The sequence below is a fragment of the Yersinia vastinensis genome (genome assembly GCF_902726565.1).
Taxonomy (GTDB): domain Bacteria; phylum Pseudomonadota; class Gammaproteobacteria; order Enterobacterales; family Enterobacteriaceae; genus Yersinia; species Yersinia vastinensis.
In genome coordinates, this window is record NZ_CACVAF010000005.1 from 95,040 (window position 1) to 112,555 (window position 17,516).

A 17,516-nucleotide genomic window follows, 5' to 3' on the forward strand; every position below is an offset into this window, starting at 1 on the left:
ATTCAGGTCAACCTCTTGTTCTGGTTGCAAGGTGAGATGTCAACGTCACCCTGCGCTGTCTGATGTTAATTTATCGATATCACGTTGGATCATGAAAGCACTCACAATCGGCCTTATCGGCAACCCTAATGCGGGTAAAACCACTCTTTTCAACCAGTTAACTGGCGCTCGTCAACGAGTGGGCAACTGGGCCGGGGTCACGGTTGAGCGCAAAGAAGGCCATTTTAGTACCCCACAGCATCAGGTGACCTTGGTTGACCTACCGGGGACGTACTCGCTGACCACGATTTCTGAGCAAACCTCGCTGGATGAGCAAATAGCCTGCCACTATATTCTGAGTGGCGAAGCTGACCTGCTGATCAACGTGATTGATGCCGCCAATTTGGAGCGTAATCTCTACCTGACATTGCAACTGCTTGAGCTCGGTATCCCCTGTATTGTCGCGCTCAACATGCTAGATATTGCGAAAAGCCAGCATATTGATATTGATATCGCAGCGCTCTCTCAGCAACTCGGCTGCCCGGTCATTCCGCTGGTGTCCACCCGTGGGCGCGGTATCAATGAATTAAAAAACTGTATTGATGAGTTTCAACCCATCACTTTTAAGGCTTTGGTTAACTACCCGCCAGTACTGCTCCACGAAGTGGATAAACTGGTACAGAACATGCCGGGATCTTGGCCGATTCAACAACGCCGTTGGCTGGCGCTGCAAATTCTGGAAGGGGATATCTACAGCCTAGCGCGTGCGGGTGTCGCGCCATCTCAGGTTGAGCAAGCACGTGAAAATCTGCGACAAAATCAGCACGAAGATCCGGAACTGGTGATTGCTGATGCCCGCTATCAAAGTATCGCGCGTATCTGCGATATCGTCGGTAACTCGCAGCAGGCAGAGCCAAATCGCCTGACACAAGCACTGGATAAAGTGATTCTTAACCGTTGGTTAGGTGTCCCTATCTTCTTGTTTGTTATGTATTTAATGTTCGTCTTAGCCATCAATATCGGCGGAGCATTGCAGCCGATATTTGATATTGGCTCTGCCGCTATCTTTATCCAAGGGCTGCAATGGGTCGGTTATACCCTGCATTTCCCACAGTGGCTGACCATCTTTTTGGCCCAAGGTGTTGGTGGTGGTATCAACACCGTGCTGCCACTCGTGCCGCAGATAGGCATGATGTATTTGTTCCTCTCCTTTTTGGAAGACTCCGGTTATATGGCCCGTGCGGCATTCGTGATGGACCGGCTAATGCAAGCGCTGGGGTTACCGGGTAAATCATTTGTACCGCTGATTGTTGGCTTTGGCTGCAATGTGCCTTCAATTATGGGCGCACGAACCTTGGATGCCCAACGCGAGCGCTTGATCACCATCATGATGGCCCCCTTTATGTCCTGTGGCGCACGGTTGGCGATTTTTGCGGTATTTGCAGCCGCATTCTTCGGCCAAGATGGGGCCAGCATCGTCTTCTCGCTCTATTTATTGGGCATTGCTGTCGCCATCCTCACCGGCTTAGTCCTGAAATACACCATCATGCGCGGTGAAGCCTCTCCCTTTGTGATGGAATTACCGGTTTACCATGTCCCGCATCTGAAGAGCTTGTTATTACAGACTTGGCAGCGGCTGAAAGGCTTTGTCCTGCGAGCAGGGAAGGTGATTGTAGTCGCCAGTATTTTTATTGGTGGTCTAAATAGTTTCTCTTTCAGCGGCAAACCTGTCGATAGTATCAATGACTCTGCGCTGGCATCGGTCAGTAAGGTACTCACCCCCCTCCTCACCCCAATGGGAGTCCATAGCGATAACTGGCAGGCGACGGTAGGGTTAGTGACCGGTGCGATGGCCAAAGAAGTGGTGGTAGGGACACTGAATACCCTTTACACCGCCGAGCAGATTAAAAATGAGCCTTTTGATGCTGAAAACTTCAATTTACTGGGTGAATTGGCCGGGGCGGTTGATACCACATGGCAGGGTTTAAAAGAGACATTTAGCCTCAGTGTATTATCGAACCCAATTGAAGCCAGTAAAGGCGACGGTGAGATGGCCGCAGGCTCAATGGGGATGATGAGCAGTAAGTTCGGTTCCAGTGTTTCTGCCTACAGTTATCTGATTTTCGTGCTGCTGTATGTACCTTGTGTCTCGGTCATGGGGGCTATTGCACGAGAAACCAGCCGGGGCTGGATGACCTTCTCAATACTGTGGGGGCTAAATGTGGCTTATTCGCTGGCAACGCTGTTTTATCAAGCAGCCACCTTCCGCGATCACCCACAGCAGAGCTTAGGGATAATGGCGTTGGTCATAATAATTAATGCGGTGATCTTGTTTGGCTTACGCCGTGCACGTAGCCGGGTCACAGTGAGATTACAAAGTAGTGCGCCCGCCAGTTGCTGCCAAAAATCAAGCAGTGACTGTCACTAATGGATAAGGTCTGAATAGGAGGCGCTATGGCAAGCCTACTGCAATTGCGCGATGCAATCGCCCTCAGCGGCAGCGCTGATGCCCATCAGCTAAGTCATCAACTGAATATGCCTTTGCCTCTGGTCGAGGCGATGCTGGAAAAACTGGCCGCGATGGGTAAGATTGAACGCGTTGAGCAAGATAATGGCGGCTGCCTGAGCGGCAGTTGTCAGCGTTGCCCTGAAGGGCAAAACCTGTGCAGTACCGTGATTTATCAGTTGAAAACCGCCGATTAAAACACGGTACTGGCCGTACTCACTATTTCAGTTGCTGGGCGAAGTCCACGACTAAGTTTGAAAAATCATCTGGGTGGGAAACAAAGGGAGCATGGGCAGCTCCTTGCATCACCACGGATTGTGTCTTTGGCCATGCACTGTCTAACAATGCAGCCACTTTGCGCGGGACTAACCCATCCAAATAACCATAAATGCGCAAGAAAGGCACCGAGCACGCGGCCAACCCTTGACGCAAATCTGCCGTGCGCAGAATTTCCAATCCCCCCGTCAATACTTCCACCTCTGGCATTTGATGTTGTAGCACCACGGCTTTCAACAAACGGGCATCCTGACGAGCACTTTCTGTTCCCAAAGTTTGCAATGCCAGAAAACGTTCAACCGTGCGCTGAAAATCCTCGCTGAGTTGTTGCTCAAACCCAGCCAACACGTCGGGCCGAATCCCCGGCCACTCATCGTGCGCGGTAAAGCAGGGAGAAGAAGAGACGGTTATCAGCCCCTGAACACGCTCAGGGTGGCGTAAGGCTATCTCACTGGCAACCAATCCACCCATCGACCAACCAAGCCACAAAGCTTGTTGTGGCGCTTGTTGTAATACAATTTCAGCCATATCAGACAGTGACATTGCAGAAAAATCTTTACTGCGCCCATAGCCGGGAAGATCCACTAAGTGCAGGCGAAAATGCGGCGCAAGTCTGTCAATGATGCAATGCCACACACCAGCATTCAGCCCCCATCCGTGCAGTAGCACAAGATCGCGACTGCCTTCGCCACAGATGTTCCAATAAAGTTGTTTCATGCGTTAGGATCCTGTCACCGGAGTTTTTCATCAAGGAAGATGTCTATGCTAACAATCGTCAGCCCGTGTTGGCTATGCCAGCAGCCGTTATATCATCCCAAGAATGGCATTTGTTGCTACTGCCGCCGTCATCTGCCTCCCTTACCTCCCTGCTGCCCTCGCTGCGGCTTGCCGAGTCACAATACTGCGTTACCCTGTGGCCGGTGCCTGAATACCCCTCCACGCTGGGAAAGCCTAACCTTCGTTAGCGATTACACTCCCCCATTGAATCAGCTCATAAAAAAGCTAAAATTTCACGGGGCGACCCCATTGGCACCAATACTGGCTCGTCTATTATTGCTACGTTGGCTTGATGACTGGCGCGCAGGTAAGGTCATCAAACCGGATAGAATCATCAGTGTGCCACTACACCGTTGGCGCTGCTGGCGACGTGGCTATAACCAAACAGATCTGTTAGCCCGACCATTAGCCCACTGGTTGGGCTGCCACTATAGCCATATGACCTTACAGCGCACGCGGGCAACCCCCGCCCAGCAACAATTGAACGCCACGGCGCGGCGTAAAAATATGCGAGGAATTTTTCGCTGTCGGGAGTCAGTTCAGGGTCAACATATTGCTTTGCTGGATGATGTTGTGACAACTGGCAGTACAATTAATGAGATTGCCAAGTTACTCTGGGCTGAGGGGATTGCCTCATTGCAGGTTTGGTGTCTCTGCCGAACCTTGTAGTCACCCTAACAATGGGCGTATTATAACCGACAAGAATAGTCAACTATTGAGCAGATGCCATGATCACAATAACAGACGCAGCACAATCTCATTTTGCCAAACTGTTGGCAAACCAAGAAGAAGGCACCCAAATCCGCGTATTTGTTATCAACCCCGGTACGCCAACCGCAGAATGCGGTGTGTCTTACTGTCCGCCAGATGCGGTTGAGGCAACAGATACTGAACTGAAGTTTGAGCAACTGTCAGCCTATGTTGATGAACTTAGCGTGCCTTATCTGGAAGACGCTGAAATTGACTTCGTCACTGACCAATTAGGCTCGCAGCTCACACTGAAAGCACCTAATGCCAAAATGCGTAAAGTGGATGACAATGCGCCACTGATGGAGCGGGTTGAGTATGTTCTGCAATCGCAAATTAACCCACAACTGGCAGGCCACGGTGGTCGTGTGACCTTGATGGAAATCACACCAGATGCGCTGGCTATCCTGCAATTTGGTGGCGGTTGTAACGGCTGTTCCATGGTCGATGTCACCCTAAAAGAAGGCATCGAGAAAGAACTGTTGCAGAAATTCCCAGAATTGAAAGGCGTGAGAGATTTGACCGAGCATCAGCGTGGCGAGCACTCTTACTACTAATTATTAGCCTTCGTCCTTGGCGTTACAGCGGTGTTAGCTGCACTCACGCACCCGAATCACTGACCTGTGTCAGCTCATCGGGATTTGCTCGCTGGCTGCCTTGCTGTAACACCAATGACTTTGGCTAATCTCTTTCTTCTTACTAGGCGACAGCGATGTTAGCTGCACTCACGCACCCGAATCTCTGACCTGTGTCAGCTCATCGGGATTTGCTCGCTGCCTGCCTTGCTGTAACACCAATGACTTTGGCTAATCTCTTTCTTCTTACTAGGCGACAGCGATGTTAGCTGCACTCACGCACCCGAATCTCTGACCTGTGTCAGCTCATCGGGATTTGCTCGCTGGCTGCCTTGCTGTAACACCAATGACTTTGGCTAATCTCTTTATTCTTACTAGGAGACAGCGATGTTAGCTGCACTCACGCACCCGAATCACTGACCTGTGTCAGCTCATCGGGATTTGCTCGCTGGCTGCCTTGCTGTAACACCAATGACTTTGGCTAATCTCTTTTGGCTGACAAGATGAGATGCAAAACAAAGGGGAAGCGCCGCTAAGTGCGATTCCCCTTTCACTTGTTAATCAAAAAATCAGGCTAATATTACCCCGCCGAAACGTTCTTGCGCCGCTTATCCAAATCTTTCAATAAACGATTAACTTGGCTGTCAGCAAACATCTCTTCCAATGTTGCCGTCAACTTACGTCGCCAGTTTGGATATTCATCACTGGTTCCGGGGATGTTAACGGGTGCCGCCATGTCCAGCCAATCTTCCGGTTGCAAACCCAGTAACGCGCTAGCACTGTCTGCTACATAACGTTGCAGTCCACGGTTAAGAACCGGGCTCATTGCCAGCAACGACGCTTTATGACCCACTTTCTTCGGTACGCAATCATAATGATGCAGCCCTTCCAGCAAGCCTTGCTTCGCCCGCTCTCTATCAAGATAAAGCTGCTTTAATATCTGTTGATCCGGATAAAGCCCCAGCTTATTCCCTAACGTCAAATCATCTCCCTGCCAATAACCGCGCAGTGTCGGCAGGTCATGGGTGGTAATGGTTGCCATTGCTTGTACCGGATACGACTGTGGTGCACGGAAAGTATTCTCACTGTCATGCTCAAAATAGAGCACTTTGTAGGAATACACGCCGCTGTCGCGCAATTTACCCACAATCTCGACGGGAACCGTACCTAAATCCTCGCCAATCACCATACAGCGATGGCGCTGACTCTCCAGAGCCAATATTGCCAGCAGGTCATCTACCGGATATTTGACATAAGCACCTTGGTCGGCGGTTTGCCCATAAGGGATCCACCATAGGCGCAATAAAGCCATCACATGGTCAATGCGCAAAGCACCACAGCTAGTCATATTCGCGCGCAGCAAATCAATGAATGGCTGATAAGCACGTGCAACCATGACGTGAGGATCCATCGGTGGCAATCCCCAGTTCTGGCCCAATGGCCCTAAAATATCGGGCGGCGCACCCACCGACGCTTTAAGGCAATACAGTTCGCGATCACACCAGGTTTCAGCACCACCTTCTGCTACACCCACGGCCAAATCACGGTACAAACCCAGTGGCATTTTTCGCGCCTGACTGGCGCGGAAGCAGTCATCAAACTGGCTGGCTGCCAACCACTGCAACCACAGATAGAAATTCACTTCATTGGCATGTTCACGACAAAACTCAGCCACTGCATTGCTGTGACCGTCACGATATTCGTCCGGCCATACTGGCCAACCCCACATCATTGGGTCATTTTTGCTCAAATGAGCGTGCAAGGCATCAAAAGCGGCTTGTTGATGCAGGCTACTGCCCCCTTGCTCAACAAACTTATGAAATGCCTGTACCCGCGTATCTTTTGCTTTACGAGCAGTAAATAGTGGGAAGGCCAGACGCAGGGCGCTCAATTTAAGTTGCATAACTTGCGGATAATCAACCCATTCACTAGCTCGAATATGGGTCAGCACTCGCTGTATCTCTGGTTGATGCCACCACTTTTGCGCAGCTTCGCTGTGCTGGAATTCATCCACGCTGTTAACGTCGATATAAATTACATTCAGCCAACGCCGGGATGAGGGGCTGTAAGGGCTGGCGCTCTGTGGATTGGCCGGATACAGCGCATGAATCGGATTTAAACCGATAAAGGCACCACCGCGCTCCCCCACCTGTTCCAGCATCTGGTTTAAATCACCAAAATCGCCAATACCCCAGTTACGTTCAGACCGCAGGGTATAGAGCTGAACACAGGCTCCCCAAAGCTTTTTTCCAGCCAGTAAAGCATCTGGCTCATAGCAACGTTTCGGAGCGACGATAACTGAGCACAACCACTGCTGTAAGCCCTGTTCTAGCACCAAACGATGATAGCCTTGCGGTAAAGATGCAGGTAGCGTCAGTGTTTTTTTCGCGCTAATGCGCCCTTGGTGCAACTCACCTTTTTCTGTCTGTAGCTGCCAGTGATAATCACCTGAACCCGCCATTGGCAACTGCATTGGGCTGCCAAAAGTAAAGACTTTTACCACCGGTAATGGTGCTTTTTCTGTCTGAGTATCATGGGGCGCATGTGTACGCCCCATCGCCGCCAACAACTGCTGCTTGGTTTCCGGCAAAATAGCTTGCGGTTTACCATGCGCATTAATATAGCTGGCGGCAATCCCTGCCAGTGTCGCTGCTTGATCGAGCGATTTACGATCCATGCAGTCTTCTCCTTAACGTTTGGCTTGCCAGATTCGCTGTTGATAATCACGAATTGAACGGTCAGAACTGAACATCCCTACCCGTGCAGTGTTAAGGATGGTACGACGAGTCCATTCCTTTTTATCGCGGTACAGGGCATCAATTTTCTTCTGGGCCTGACAATATGAAGCAAAATCAGCCAGTACCAGATAAGGGTCTCCCCCTTCCAACAAGCTATGCAACATCATGTCAAATGCGTGCTTGTCGCCATCACTAAATGCCCCACTGGCTAATTCATCCAGAATACTTTTCAGATGTGCGTCAGTTTTTAGATACTTTTGTGGTTTGTAGCCCTTCGCCAGAATCGCTTTGACTTGCTCAACGGTATTACCAAAAATAAAGATATTTTCGTCACCTACCTGTTCAGCAATTTCGACATTAGCCCCATCCAATGTGCCAACCGTCAATGCACCATTTAGCGCCAACTTCATATTACCCGTACCGGAGGCTTCTTTGCCGGCGGTGGAAATCTGCTCAGACACATCCGCGGCAGGGATCATCAATTCCGCGACTGAAACACGATAATCAGGAATGAAGACCACTTTCAGACGATCTTTGACGATCGGGTCATTATTGATCTTCTCAGCCGCTTGGTTAATAGCATAAATAATATTTTTGGCTAAATAATAACCCGGCGCAGCTTTGGCACCAAACAGGAACACTCGCGGGGCCATATCCAAGTTCGGATTATCACGAACCTGGCGGTACAACGACAGAATATGCAATAGGTTCAGATGCTGACGCTTATATTCATGCAGCCGCTTAATCTGCACATCAAAGATAGCATCCGGATTAATGGTGATTCCCATGACGCGCTGAACATATTCAGCGAGCTTAACTTTGTTGTCATATTTAATCTGCTGATAGCGTTGGCAAAAGGTCTTATCTTCAGCAAAAGACTCAAGCCCGGCTAATGCATCTAAATTATTCGCCCATTCGACTTTTAGTGTTTCATCGATGAGCGACGAAAGTGCTGGGTTACATTGCTTCAGCCAGCGGCGTGGCGTTATGCCATTAGTCACATTATGGAATTTATTTGGCCACAATTGATAATATTCAGGAAACAGATCTTTGATAACCAAATCAGAGTGCAACTGTGCCACACCATTGACTGCAAAACCGCTCACGACACACAAGTTCGCCATTCGCACTTGCTTATTGTGGTGAACCGCCAGCTTGGCCCATACCTCGTCATCCCCCGGCCACTGCTTATCTACCTGTTTTTTAAACTGCGCATTGATCTGCTTGATGATGACAAAATGGCGTGGCAGCAAGCTGCGTACCAGTTTTTCGTCCCAGCACTCTAGCGCTTCTGGCATCAGAGTATGATTGGTGTAAGCGAAGGTTTTACTGGTAATTGCCCAAGCCGCATCCCAATCTAACTGGTGCTCATCCAGCAGCACGCGCAGCATTTCAGGGATAGCGATAGTCGGGTGGGTATCATTTAGCTGAATCACTTCATAATCTGGCAGTTCAGCCAATTTACGCCCCGCCAGATGGTGCTTACGCAAAATATCGGCCACAGAGCATGCGCATTGGAAATATTGCTGCATTAAGCGTAAGCGCTTACCCGCCAGATGATTATCATTCGGGTACAGTACTTTGGTCAGTTTTTCTGCTTCAACGCCGCTTTTCTCTGCAAGCAGGAATTTACCGTCATTAAAGTCAGTTAAATCAAATGGATGCTGGTGAGTCGCCTGCCATAAACGCAACGGTTGTGTTACGCCATTACGAAAGCCCAGCACCGGCAAGTCCCAAGCTTCGCCGCGGAAGGTAAAAGCCGGACGCCATAACTGGCGGCCATCAGCTTGTTTCTCGAGCTTGCCACCAAAACCGACATCCACCGCCAGCGCTGCGTTATGGCGGAACCACGGATAGCTTTCGCGCTGCCAATTATCCGGCGCTTCCTGTTGCTTACATTCACTGAAAGATTGGCGGAACAAACCATACTGATAATTCAGGCCATAACCTGTGGCGGGTTGCTCAACGGTCGCCATTGAATCAAGAAAACAGGCCGCAAGGCGCCCCAAGCCACCATTACCCAATGCAGGATCGGTTTCCTGCTCCAACAAATCACTCAAATTCACCTGTTGCTCGGCCAACAGCGCCTCGACCTGATCATACCAACCTAGGTTAATCAGGTTATTTGCGGTTAAGCGACCAATTAAAAACTCCATCGAAATGTAGTTAACATGACGCTGTACTTTTTGGGTTTCACTGGGTGCTGGCTGGGCCGACAACTGTTCGGCTAAGGCTGCGCTGACAGCTTCCCACCACTGGTGTTGGGTCATTTGCTGTGCAGAGCTTAAGCCAAAGCGCTGCCACTGGCGGGTCAGTGCGGCCAGGAAATCGTCCTTTTTAAGCATAGGCTGTGACATAGGGAAGTCTCTATCCTGTGAGTGGGGTAATGGTAATGTTACCCATATCCTGCCAATGAGAACTAACAAGAGCATCATCCTGCCGAGGGATTAGCTGGGGATGAGTCGCAGGGCGTAGCTAAAATTGTGATCCGGTGCAACTTACAGCCATAGGAAACATTAACTCTATTGCAATAAGATGTCCGTTATCAGACCTTAGCAGTGCTGATTAATTACGAGGCTAAAAATAATTACTCTTATGAATGCCTGTAACATTTCACTACAAATGGACATATCAATCGTCAGGACATCTTCTCACCGGACCTCTTTTAAACCGGACACAGCATGCTGATCCCATCAAAACTGAGCCGCCCGGTACGGCTGCAAAATACCGTGATACGCGACCGCTTGCTGGTGAAGTTATCCGGTGTCGCAAACTATCGCCTGACATTGATAAATTGTCCGGCTGGCTACGGCAAAACCACGCTGATCGCTCAGTGGGCGGCAGACCAGTCGAATCTTGGCTGGTATTCTCTGGATGAAAGTGACAATCAGCCAGAGCGTTTCGCGACCTATCTGATCGCCGCTGTACAATTGGCGACTGCGGGGCATTGCAATAAAAGCGAAGCCATCAGCCAAAAACATCAATACGCCAGTCTTTCCGCGCTGTTTGCCCAGTTATTCATCGAATTGTCTGATTGGCATGGCCCACTCTATCTGGTCATCGATGATTATCATCTGATAACCAATGATGCCATTCATGAAGCCATGCGTTTTTTCCTGCGCCATCAGCCAGAGAATTTGACGCTGATTCTGCTTTCTCGCACCTTGCCGCCATTGGGTATTGCTAACCTGCGGGTTCGTGACCAGTTGCTGGAATTGGGGATGCAACAACTGGCATTTAACCATCAGGAAGCACAGCAATTCTTTGATTACCGCCTGTCCGTACCGCTGGAACAAGGCGATAGCAGCCGCCTGTGTGATGAAGTTGAAGGCTGGGCAACAGCGCTGCAATTGATTGCGCTATCCTCACGTCAACCCAACTCTTCAGCACAAAAATCGGCAAAACGTCTGGCGGGGCTGAATGCCAGCCATTTGTCAGATTATTTGGTCGATGAAGTCTTGGATCAGGTTGACAGTGATGCCCGCGCCTTCCTGCTGCGCTGCTCGGTATTACGCTCCATGAATGATGCCCTGATTGTGCGCCTAACAGGGGAAGATAATGGCCAGCAACGGCTGGAAGAATTAGAGCGGCAAGGGTTGTTTATCCATCGTATGGATGACAGTGGCGAATGGTTCTGCTTCCATCCACTGTTTGCCACTTTCCTGCGCCAGCGCTGCCAGTGGGAATTGGCGCTGGAACTCCCTGAACTGCACCATTCGGCAGCCGAGGGTTGGATGGCGCTGGGTTACCCGGCTGAAGCTATCCACCACGCACTGGCGGCTGGTGATGTCGGTATGCTGCGCGATATTTTGCTACAACATGCCTGGGCGCTATTTAATCACAGCGAGTTGGCGCTACTGGAACAATGTTTGGTCGCCCTGCCCTACTCTCTGTTGGTACAAAACCCTGAATTGGCCTTACTACAGGCTTGGTTGGCACAAAGCCAACATCGCTATGGCGAGGTCAATACGTTGCTTGAACGCGCGGAGTCAGCGATGCAGGAGCGCAAAATTCCAATTGATGAAATTTTGCGGGCTGAATTTGATGCATTGCGTGCTCAGGTGGCTATCAATGCTGGCAAGCCGGATGAAGCCGAGAAGTTGGCTACAGATGCACTGAAGTACCTGCCGATGGCAAACTTTTACAGCCGGATTGTTGCCACCTCTGTCACGGGTGAAGTTCACCATTGCAAAGGGGAACTGAGCCGGGCGCTACCAATGATGCAGCAAACAGAGCAAATGGCGCGGCGCCACGAAGCTTATCACTATGCTTTGTGGGCGTTATTGCAACAAAGTGAAATTCTGATTGCGCAGGGGTTCCTGCAAGCTGCCTACGAAACACAAGATAAGGCTTTTGATTTGATTCATGAGCAGCATCTTGAACAATTACCGATGCATGAATTTTTACTGCGTATTCGCTCTCAGGTTTTGTGGTCGTGGTCTCGGCTGGATGAAGCCGAAGAAGCCGCGCGTAAGGGGATCGAGATTCTGGTCAACTACCAGCCACAGCAGCAATTACAGTGCCTGGCGATGCTGGCAAAATGTTCGCTAGCGCGCGGAGATCTGGATAACGCCAATATGTATATTCAGCGTTGTGAGGCGCTGCAACACGGTAGCCAGTATCACCTCGACTGGATAACCAATGCAGACAAACCGAGGGTCATTCACTGGCAGATGACCGGTGATAAAGTCGCGGCGGCCAATTGGCTGCGTCAGGCAGAAAAACCGGGTATGGCGGATAATCACTTTTTGCAGGGTCAGTGGCGCAATATCGCCCGAATACAAATTATGTTGGGCCGTTATAATGAAGCGGAAGTGGTACTGGACGAGCTGAATGAAAATGCCCGCCGCTTACGTTTAACCAGCGACCTTAACCGTAACTTATTGTTAAGTAATATTCTTTACTGGCAAACCGAACGTAAAAGCGAAGCACAAAAAACACTGATTGAGTCACTATCGCTCGCCAATCGCACTGGCTTTATCAGCCACTTTGTAATTGAAGGTGAGGCGATGGCACAACAGCTTCGGCAACTGATTCAGCTAAATGCATTACCCGAGTTGGAACAGCACCGCGCCCAGCGGATCCTAAAAGACATTAATCAGCATCATCGGCATAAGTTTGCTCACTTTGATGAGATATTCGTCGATAAGTTGCTCACGCATCCACAAGTACCAGAGCTTATCCGCACCAGCCCACTCACCCAACGCGAGTGGCAAGTATTGGGGCTGATTTACTCCGGCTACAGTAATGATCAGATTGCCGGTGAGCTGGAGGTGGCAGCCACTACCATTAAAACGCATATCCGCAATTTGTATCAAAAACTGGGGGTTGCCCACCGTCAAGAAGCGGTGCAGCAAGCGCAGCGATTATTGCAAATGATGGGGTATGTTTAAGTCGCAGGGTGAATACACCCTGCTTTTCATCTCCTCTATAACGATGAGTTGGCTCTCTACGTTAGAATGTTTTCGCTCATATCAATGATCCTCTCACAATATTCATGAAGAATATTAATATTTCTTATCTCACTTTTAATCCTTCCGCTCTCTATTTCTGCTTCCTTACCCACAAAGTCATTCTCTTTCTCCCTCAATGTATTAACAATTAAATCAATATATTTTATTCTCTCATCTGGATTATACGGAGCATGTTTTTTAGTGATTATATTTCTTTTTATCTCATCTAAATCATTAGAAATTAAACCAGCCTGTTTCCGATCAAATGCAATATTTAATTCATTGAGATAAAGTAACCTTGCATTCTTCGATATGTCACTTAAATGTTGCGAAGTGGATTCTGAGCTTCCTTCACCTGAGGTTATTTCAACCCCCATTCTTCTTATTATGTTATTGCATTGGGTTAACAAATCTAATTTCTCTATTTCTTTTACTATGGGTTCAATATAATTTCGCCGCTCTATCCTATTATAGTTAGGATAATCCTTTCCTTCCAAAATACTTCTTAATATATCATCAATCCTTGCCATTACCTTCGTCATCTCAGAATATGGACATGCGGTATAATGATGACTAATCTTAAAATTAATAATATTCTAACTTATATTTTCCCCATATTCATCAAAAGTGATTTCTATTAATTCGCGCTCTTTTTCATTCAGGGGAATATCCAATCTAGGAACCCCATCAACGCTTATCATAAACCGTTCAATCTGGCTTTTGTATATATTAGTTATCAGCGTCGCATGATAACTTTTTTTATCATACTCATTCGCAATTGACCATTCATCAATCAGTTTAGTTAATTCATGTTTAATGAGGTCTTCTCTTGTTATTTCCTCATGCTCTCTCCTATTTTTATTTATAGGGAAACCACAAAGATCATTGTCTGCCTTGCTTATCACTGTAGCAATGTTAAATGTTGATTGTTCTATTATCTCTTTATCCGTATCCGTTAACCAACACTGCTCAGGATTTATCTTTAAAAATTTACCATTGCATGTTATTTCTATACATCTTATTTTTTCATCATTACTTCCATAATGAATAAAAAAAACTCATATTATCTTTTAAGTCATCAGGGAGTAACTTATCGAAAAGAGTTAATATTTTAATTGGGCTGTGCTCAAGATGATTTTCATATATAGACTTATTCAAGCTAAATAGCGCATGACTTTTTGTATCAAGACACAATAGCTTTCTTAAGAAATCAATAATCGCCTCTTTTAATGTTAATTGCGGTTTAAAGTTTTCGGGGTCGTTTTGAAGAGAATTCAAATCATTGATATTTAACTTATGATTGGAAAAGTATCCTGTGGTTATATCATCCATATAAATACCTCTTAGCTTATTTCATGTAATCCTATCCCTTCACATCGGAGAGTTCTTTTATAAAGCCCCTTAATTTATAAAATAGACACATTGAATATGATAGACATAACCCTATATAACTTGTTGGTTTTTATTAACTCAAAATCGCTTACAATGGCGTATAAATATGACTCATCTGCATTAGGGCAAAAAAATGGAGCAGTTTGAAACAATTAGCATTGAGCAAGCACATACCCGCCTGAAAGATAAACAGGCGGTTTTAGTCGATATCCGCGATCCGCAAAGTTATGAGGCAGGCCACGCCCCCGAGGCATTCCATCTGACCAATAGCAGCTTGCATACCTTTATGCAGCAAACCGATTTTGAGCAGCCTGTCATGGTGATGTGCTATCACGGAAACAGCAGTAAAGGTGCTGCACAGTATCTACTTCAGCAAGGTTTCGAGGCCGTATACAGTATTGATGGTGGGTTTGAAGCTTGGGCCAAGAACTATCCACAAGAAATCATTCGTGAAAATGCCTGATCTTTATTGTTCGTTTATGACCAGGCATTCGCAACGAACAAACAAATTATGATATTTTTAAGCACTTCAATCGTATTCAGAATATCTATACCTAACGTCATTGAAGTTGCAGGAAGGCGGCAAGCAAACGAACCTCGATGAGCTGACGCAAATCAGTGATTACGGTGAGTGAACGTAGATAACACCCCTGCGGCTTTAAGTACGCAGGGTATAGGCGGTAATTAAAATATGATTCGTGTCATCGCAATATCTAATCTACGTCTGGCGCAGGCCTTTGTTGATTATATGGCCACCCGCAATGTGGCACTGGAAGCTCGCCCTGATGATCAGGGCGCCGAAATTTGGCTCGCCGATGATGAGCAATTATCTTTGGTACAACATGAGCTGGAACAGTTTTTACTGGATCCTCTTAATCCGCGTTATCAGGCCGCCAGTTGGCAGTCGGGTAATCTGCATTCTAATTTAACCTATCAGCGTTTTTCCTATCTCCAAACGATTCGCAGTCAAGCGGGGCCGCTGACCCTGAGTGTCATGATACTGTCCATTGCTATCTATATTCTGATGCAAATTGTCGGGGATGCCACCGTGATGTCCTGGTTGGCTTGGCCCCGCGATAGCAGCCAGTATCTGCAAATCTGGCGTTGGGGTAGCCATGCCTTATTGCACTTTTCACTGCTGCATATTCTGTTTAATCTGATGTGGTGGTGGTATCTGGCCGGGCAGATGGAAAAACGGCTTGGCACCGGCAAGCTGCTGGTATTAACTATTGTTTCAGCCTTATTTAGTGGCTGGGGGCAATCGCTGTTTAGCGGTGTGAATTTCGGCGGCCTTTCGGGTGTGGTCTATGCCTTAATGGGTTATGTCTGGCTGACCGGCGAACGTGCGCCTGAGCGCGGTATCTCATTGCCTCGCGGTTTGATGGCTTTCTCTGTTCTCTGGCTGGTTGCCGGATATTTCGATATTTTAGGTTTATCAATTGCCAATGCAGCTCATGTTTCAGGTCTGATTATTGGGTTACTGATGGCATTTTGGGATACGCGCAATAGCGCTAAAACCGCACAATAACTGCCTGAAGCAATCAGGCGCATTAGGGGATTATCGTGAAGCAAACGCAGCGACATGATGCGATTATTGAATTGGTACGCCAACAGGGTTACGTCAGTACTGAAGAGTTAGTGGAGCATTTTGCCGTCAGCCCGCAGACCATCCGACGCGATTTAAATGACTTGGCGGATCAAAACAAAATTCACCGCCATCATGGTGGGGCAGCATTACCTTCCAGTTCAGTCAATGCGGCTTATAACGACCGTAAAGTGATGTGGTCGGAAGAAAAAGCGCGTATTGCTCAACGCGTTGCCAGCCAGATCCCCGATGGTGCAACATTATTTATCGATATCGGTACCACGCCTGAAGCTGTCGCTCACGCCCTGATGAACCATAAGGGCCTGCGAGTGGTGACGAATAATTTGAACGTCGCCACATTGCTGACAGCCAAGGAAGATTTTCGGCTAATTTTGGCCGGTGGTGAAGTCCGCACCCGAGATGGTGGGATTATTGGCGAAGCCACGCTAGATTTTATTTCTCAGTTCCGCCTTGATTACGGCATTCTCGGCATCAGCGGCATTGATATGGACGGCTCCCTGCTGGAGTTTGATTACCATGAAGTGCGCACCAAACGAGCGATTATCGAAAATTCTCGCTGTGTGATGTTAGTGACCGACCACTCCAAGTTTGGCCGTAATGCGATGGTGAATTTGGGGAATATGAATTTGATCGACTATTTGTTTACTGATCAATTGCCACCCGCCAGTGTGATGAAGATTATTGAGCAGCATGAAGTTCAATTAGAACTTTGCTGAAGCTTTAGTTTTCATATTAGTAAAGTTCAGATTATTGTTTCGGTTGATAATCGTTCAGTGGTCATCTTACTTTCATCACCTCAACCGAGCAGGAGGGCAAGCCGGCCCTCCTGCACCTGCGGCTTGCGCGAAATATTGCCCTACGGGTAAACCTCCTGCGTCTTTCGGGCTAACGAGCCAGCGCGATTCGCATCCATGCTCAAGCGCGCTTTTCGCGGGCGTCCATGCCCGCTCACTCTACCCTCCATCCTTGTCGGCAATATTCCTGATTGCGCTCAATATCAAAATCCAAAAACTAGGGTTTTGACCTTAATATTTAAAAGCACATTTGAGCAGCCGAGTGAAGAATGTAACCAGGGCAACCCGCCATGGACGGCGGGTTGAGGCGTCGTGAGCAGGGATGCGAATAAAGCCGTCCCGCCAGAGAAATGATGAATCGAGGGCACCCACGAAGTGGGCTAGCGATACGTGCGTAGGCGCGGGATTGTTAAGGGTGTGCGCTCACACACCCTTGACCGGTTGAGGCGGCGGAGATTAAGTGGACCATGAAGCTTTAACAACCGAACCGCTCACTAATCTCAATTCCAATTCCAATTCCAATTCCAATTCCAATTCCAATTCCAATTCCAATTCCAATTCCAATTCCAATTCCAATTCCCCCCACATCCTGATAACAAAACTGTTACCTCCATCACGGGAGAATGTTTTTTTTTGGTTAACTCTTGGCTTGTTTGTTGGTTTTTGATTACAA

At 48.0% G+C, this 17,516-nt stretch carries 14 protein-coding genes; 8 read left to right on the forward strand and 6 right to left on the reverse strand.

The genetic code is table 11. The annotated features are described in order from the left end of the window. Window positions 1–91: 91 nt before the first annotated feature. Together feoB and HUZ92_RS09195 are read left to right on the forward strand one after the other, a co-directional pair. Complete coding sequence (feoB, locus tag HUZ92_RS09190; RefSeq protein WP_050099543.1) at window positions 92–2,407, forward strand: Fe(2+) transporter permease subunit FeoB; 2,316 nt, start codon at window positions 92–94, stop codon at window positions 2,405–2,407. A gap of 26 nt (window positions 2,408–2,433) precedes the next feature. Then, window positions 2,434–2,682 carry a FeoC-like transcriptional regulator gene (locus tag HUZ92_RS09195; RefSeq protein WP_050099542.1) on the forward strand — a complete coding sequence of 83 codons (249 nt, stop codon included), beginning with the start codon at window positions 2,434–2,436 and terminating at the stop codon, window positions 2,680–2,682. 22 nt (window positions 2,683–2,704) lie between these two features. Here the strand turns inward: HUZ92_RS09195 and bioH are convergent, their stop codons facing one another. Then, complete coding sequence (bioH, locus tag HUZ92_RS09200; protein WP_050295735.1) at window positions 2,705–3,478, reverse strand: pimeloyl-ACP methyl ester esterase BioH; 774 nt, start codon at window positions 3,476–3,478, stop codon at window positions 2,705–2,707. Between the two features lie 45 nt (window positions 3,479–3,523). Between bioH and gntX the strand changes: the two genes are divergently transcribed. Then, window positions 3,524–4,207 carry a DNA utilization protein GntX gene (gene gntX, locus HUZ92_RS09205; protein WP_050099540.1) on the forward strand — a complete coding sequence of 228 codons (684 nt, stop codon included), beginning with the start codon at window positions 3,524–3,526 and terminating at the stop codon, window positions 4,205–4,207. Between the two features lie 59 nt (window positions 4,208–4,266). Further along, window positions 4,267–4,842, forward strand: coding sequence for a Fe-S biogenesis protein NfuA (gene nfuA / locus HUZ92_RS09210; RefSeq protein ID WP_050099539.1), 576 nt, complete (start codon window positions 4,267–4,269; stop codon window positions 4,840–4,842). 598 nt (window positions 4,843–5,440) lie between these two features. On the opposite strand, the gene malQ is transcribed toward nfuA, so the two are convergent. Beyond that, window positions 5,441–7,537, reverse strand: a complete 2,097-nt coding sequence (gene malQ, locus HUZ92_RS09215) for a 4-alpha-glucanotransferase (RefSeq protein ID WP_050099538.1) — start codon at window positions 7,535–7,537, stop codon at window positions 5,441–5,443. 12 nt (window positions 7,538–7,549) lie between these two features. Beyond that, complete coding sequence (gene malP / locus HUZ92_RS09220; RefSeq protein WP_145579494.1) at window positions 7,550–9,955, reverse strand: maltodextrin phosphorylase; 2,406 nt, start codon at window positions 9,953–9,955, stop codon at window positions 7,550–7,552. Between the two features lie 324 nt (window positions 9,956–10,279). Here malP and malT point away from each other — a divergent pair, with 324 nt between their 5' ends. Then, the gene (malT, locus tag HUZ92_RS09225) at window positions 10,280–12,991 is read left to right on the forward strand and encodes an HTH-type transcriptional regulator MalT (protein WP_050099536.1); all 2,712 of its coding nucleotides are present in this window, start codon (window positions 10,280–10,282) and stop codon (window positions 12,989–12,991) included. A 56-nt stretch (window positions 12,992–13,047) separates the two neighbouring features. Here malT and HUZ92_RS09230 read toward each other — a convergent pair whose 3' ends face one another. The 3 genes from HUZ92_RS09230 to HUZ92_RS09240 all read right to left on the reverse strand — a co-directional run bounded on the left by HUZ92_RS09230 (window position 13,048) and on the right by HUZ92_RS09240 (window position 14,383). After that, window positions 13,048–13,581: a hypothetical protein gene (locus tag HUZ92_RS09230; protein WP_145579495.1), complete on the reverse strand. Its 534-nt coding sequence runs from the start codon at window positions 13,579–13,581 to the stop codon at window positions 13,048–13,050. 66 nt (window positions 13,582–13,647) lie between these two features. Then, the gene (locus HUZ92_RS09235) at window positions 13,648–13,956 is read right to left on the reverse strand and encodes a hypothetical protein (protein ID WP_145579496.1); all 309 of its coding nucleotides are present in this window, start codon (window positions 13,954–13,956) and stop codon (window positions 13,648–13,650) included. 127 nt (window positions 13,957–14,083) lie between these two features. Then, on the reverse strand, window positions 14,084–14,383 hold the full coding sequence (locus tag HUZ92_RS09240; protein ID WP_145579497.1) for a hypothetical protein: 300 nt from the start codon (window positions 14,381–14,383) through the stop codon (window positions 14,084–14,086). Between the two features lie 193 nt (window positions 14,384–14,576). Between HUZ92_RS09240 and glpE the strand changes: the two genes are divergently transcribed. From glpE to HUZ92_RS09255, 3 genes are all read left to right on the forward strand, one after another. Beyond that, on the forward strand, window positions 14,577–14,906 hold the full coding sequence (gene glpE, locus HUZ92_RS09245) for a thiosulfate sulfurtransferase GlpE (RefSeq protein WP_050099534.1): 330 nt from the start codon (window positions 14,577–14,579) through the stop codon (window positions 14,904–14,906). A gap of 228 nt (window positions 14,907–15,134) precedes the next feature. Then, window positions 15,135–15,971, forward strand: a complete 837-nt coding sequence (glpG, locus tag HUZ92_RS09250; protein ID WP_050099533.1) for a rhomboid family intramembrane serine protease GlpG — start codon at window positions 15,135–15,137, stop codon at window positions 15,969–15,971. A 35-nt stretch (window positions 15,972–16,006) separates the two neighbouring features. Beyond that, window positions 16,007–16,765: a DeoR/GlpR family transcriptional regulator gene (locus HUZ92_RS09255; protein WP_050099532.1), complete on the forward strand. Its 759-nt coding sequence runs from the start codon at window positions 16,007–16,009 to the stop codon at window positions 16,763–16,765. Window positions 16,766–17,516: the final 751 nt, after the last annotated feature.

Coding starts and splice junctions, on each gene's coding strand:
- feoB (WP_050099543.1), top strand. CDS start 92: ATGAAAGCACTCACAATCGGCCTTATCGGCAACCCTAATGCGGGTAAA.
- glpE (WP_050099534.1), top strand. CDS start 14,577: ATGGAGCAGTTTGAAACAATTAGCATTGAGCAAGCACATACCCGCCTG.
- HUZ92_RS09230 (WP_145579495.1), bottom strand. CDS start 13,581: ATGGCAAGGATTGATGATATATTAAGAAGTATTTTGGAAGGAAAGGAT.
- HUZ92_RS09195 (WP_050099542.1), top strand. CDS start 2,434: ATGGCAAGCCTACTGCAATTGCGCGATGCAATCGCCCTCAGCGGCAGC.
- glpG (WP_050099533.1), top strand. CDS start 15,135: ATGATTCGTGTCATCGCAATATCTAATCTACGTCTGGCGCAGGCCTTT.
- gntX (WP_050099540.1), top strand. CDS start 3,524: ATGCTAACAATCGTCAGCCCGTGTTGGCTATGCCAGCAGCCGTTATAT.
- nfuA (WP_050099539.1), top strand. CDS start 4,267: ATGATCACAATAACAGACGCAGCACAATCTCATTTTGCCAAACTGTTG.
- malT (WP_050099536.1), top strand. CDS start 10,280: ATGCTGATCCCATCAAAACTGAGCCGCCCGGTACGGCTGCAAAATACC.
- bioH (WP_050295735.1), bottom strand. CDS start 3,478: ATGAAACAACTTTATTGGAACATCTGTGGCGAAGGCAGTCGCGATCTT.
- HUZ92_RS09240 (WP_145579497.1), bottom strand. CDS start 14,383: ATGGATGATATAACCACAGGATACTTTTCCAATCATAAGTTAAATATC.
- malQ (WP_050099538.1), bottom strand. CDS start 7,537: ATGGATCGTAAATCGCTCGATCAAGCAGCGACACTGGCAGGGATTGCC.
- malP (WP_145579494.1), bottom strand. CDS start 9,955: ATGTCACAGCCTATGCTTAAAAAGGACGATTTCCTGGCCGCACTGACC.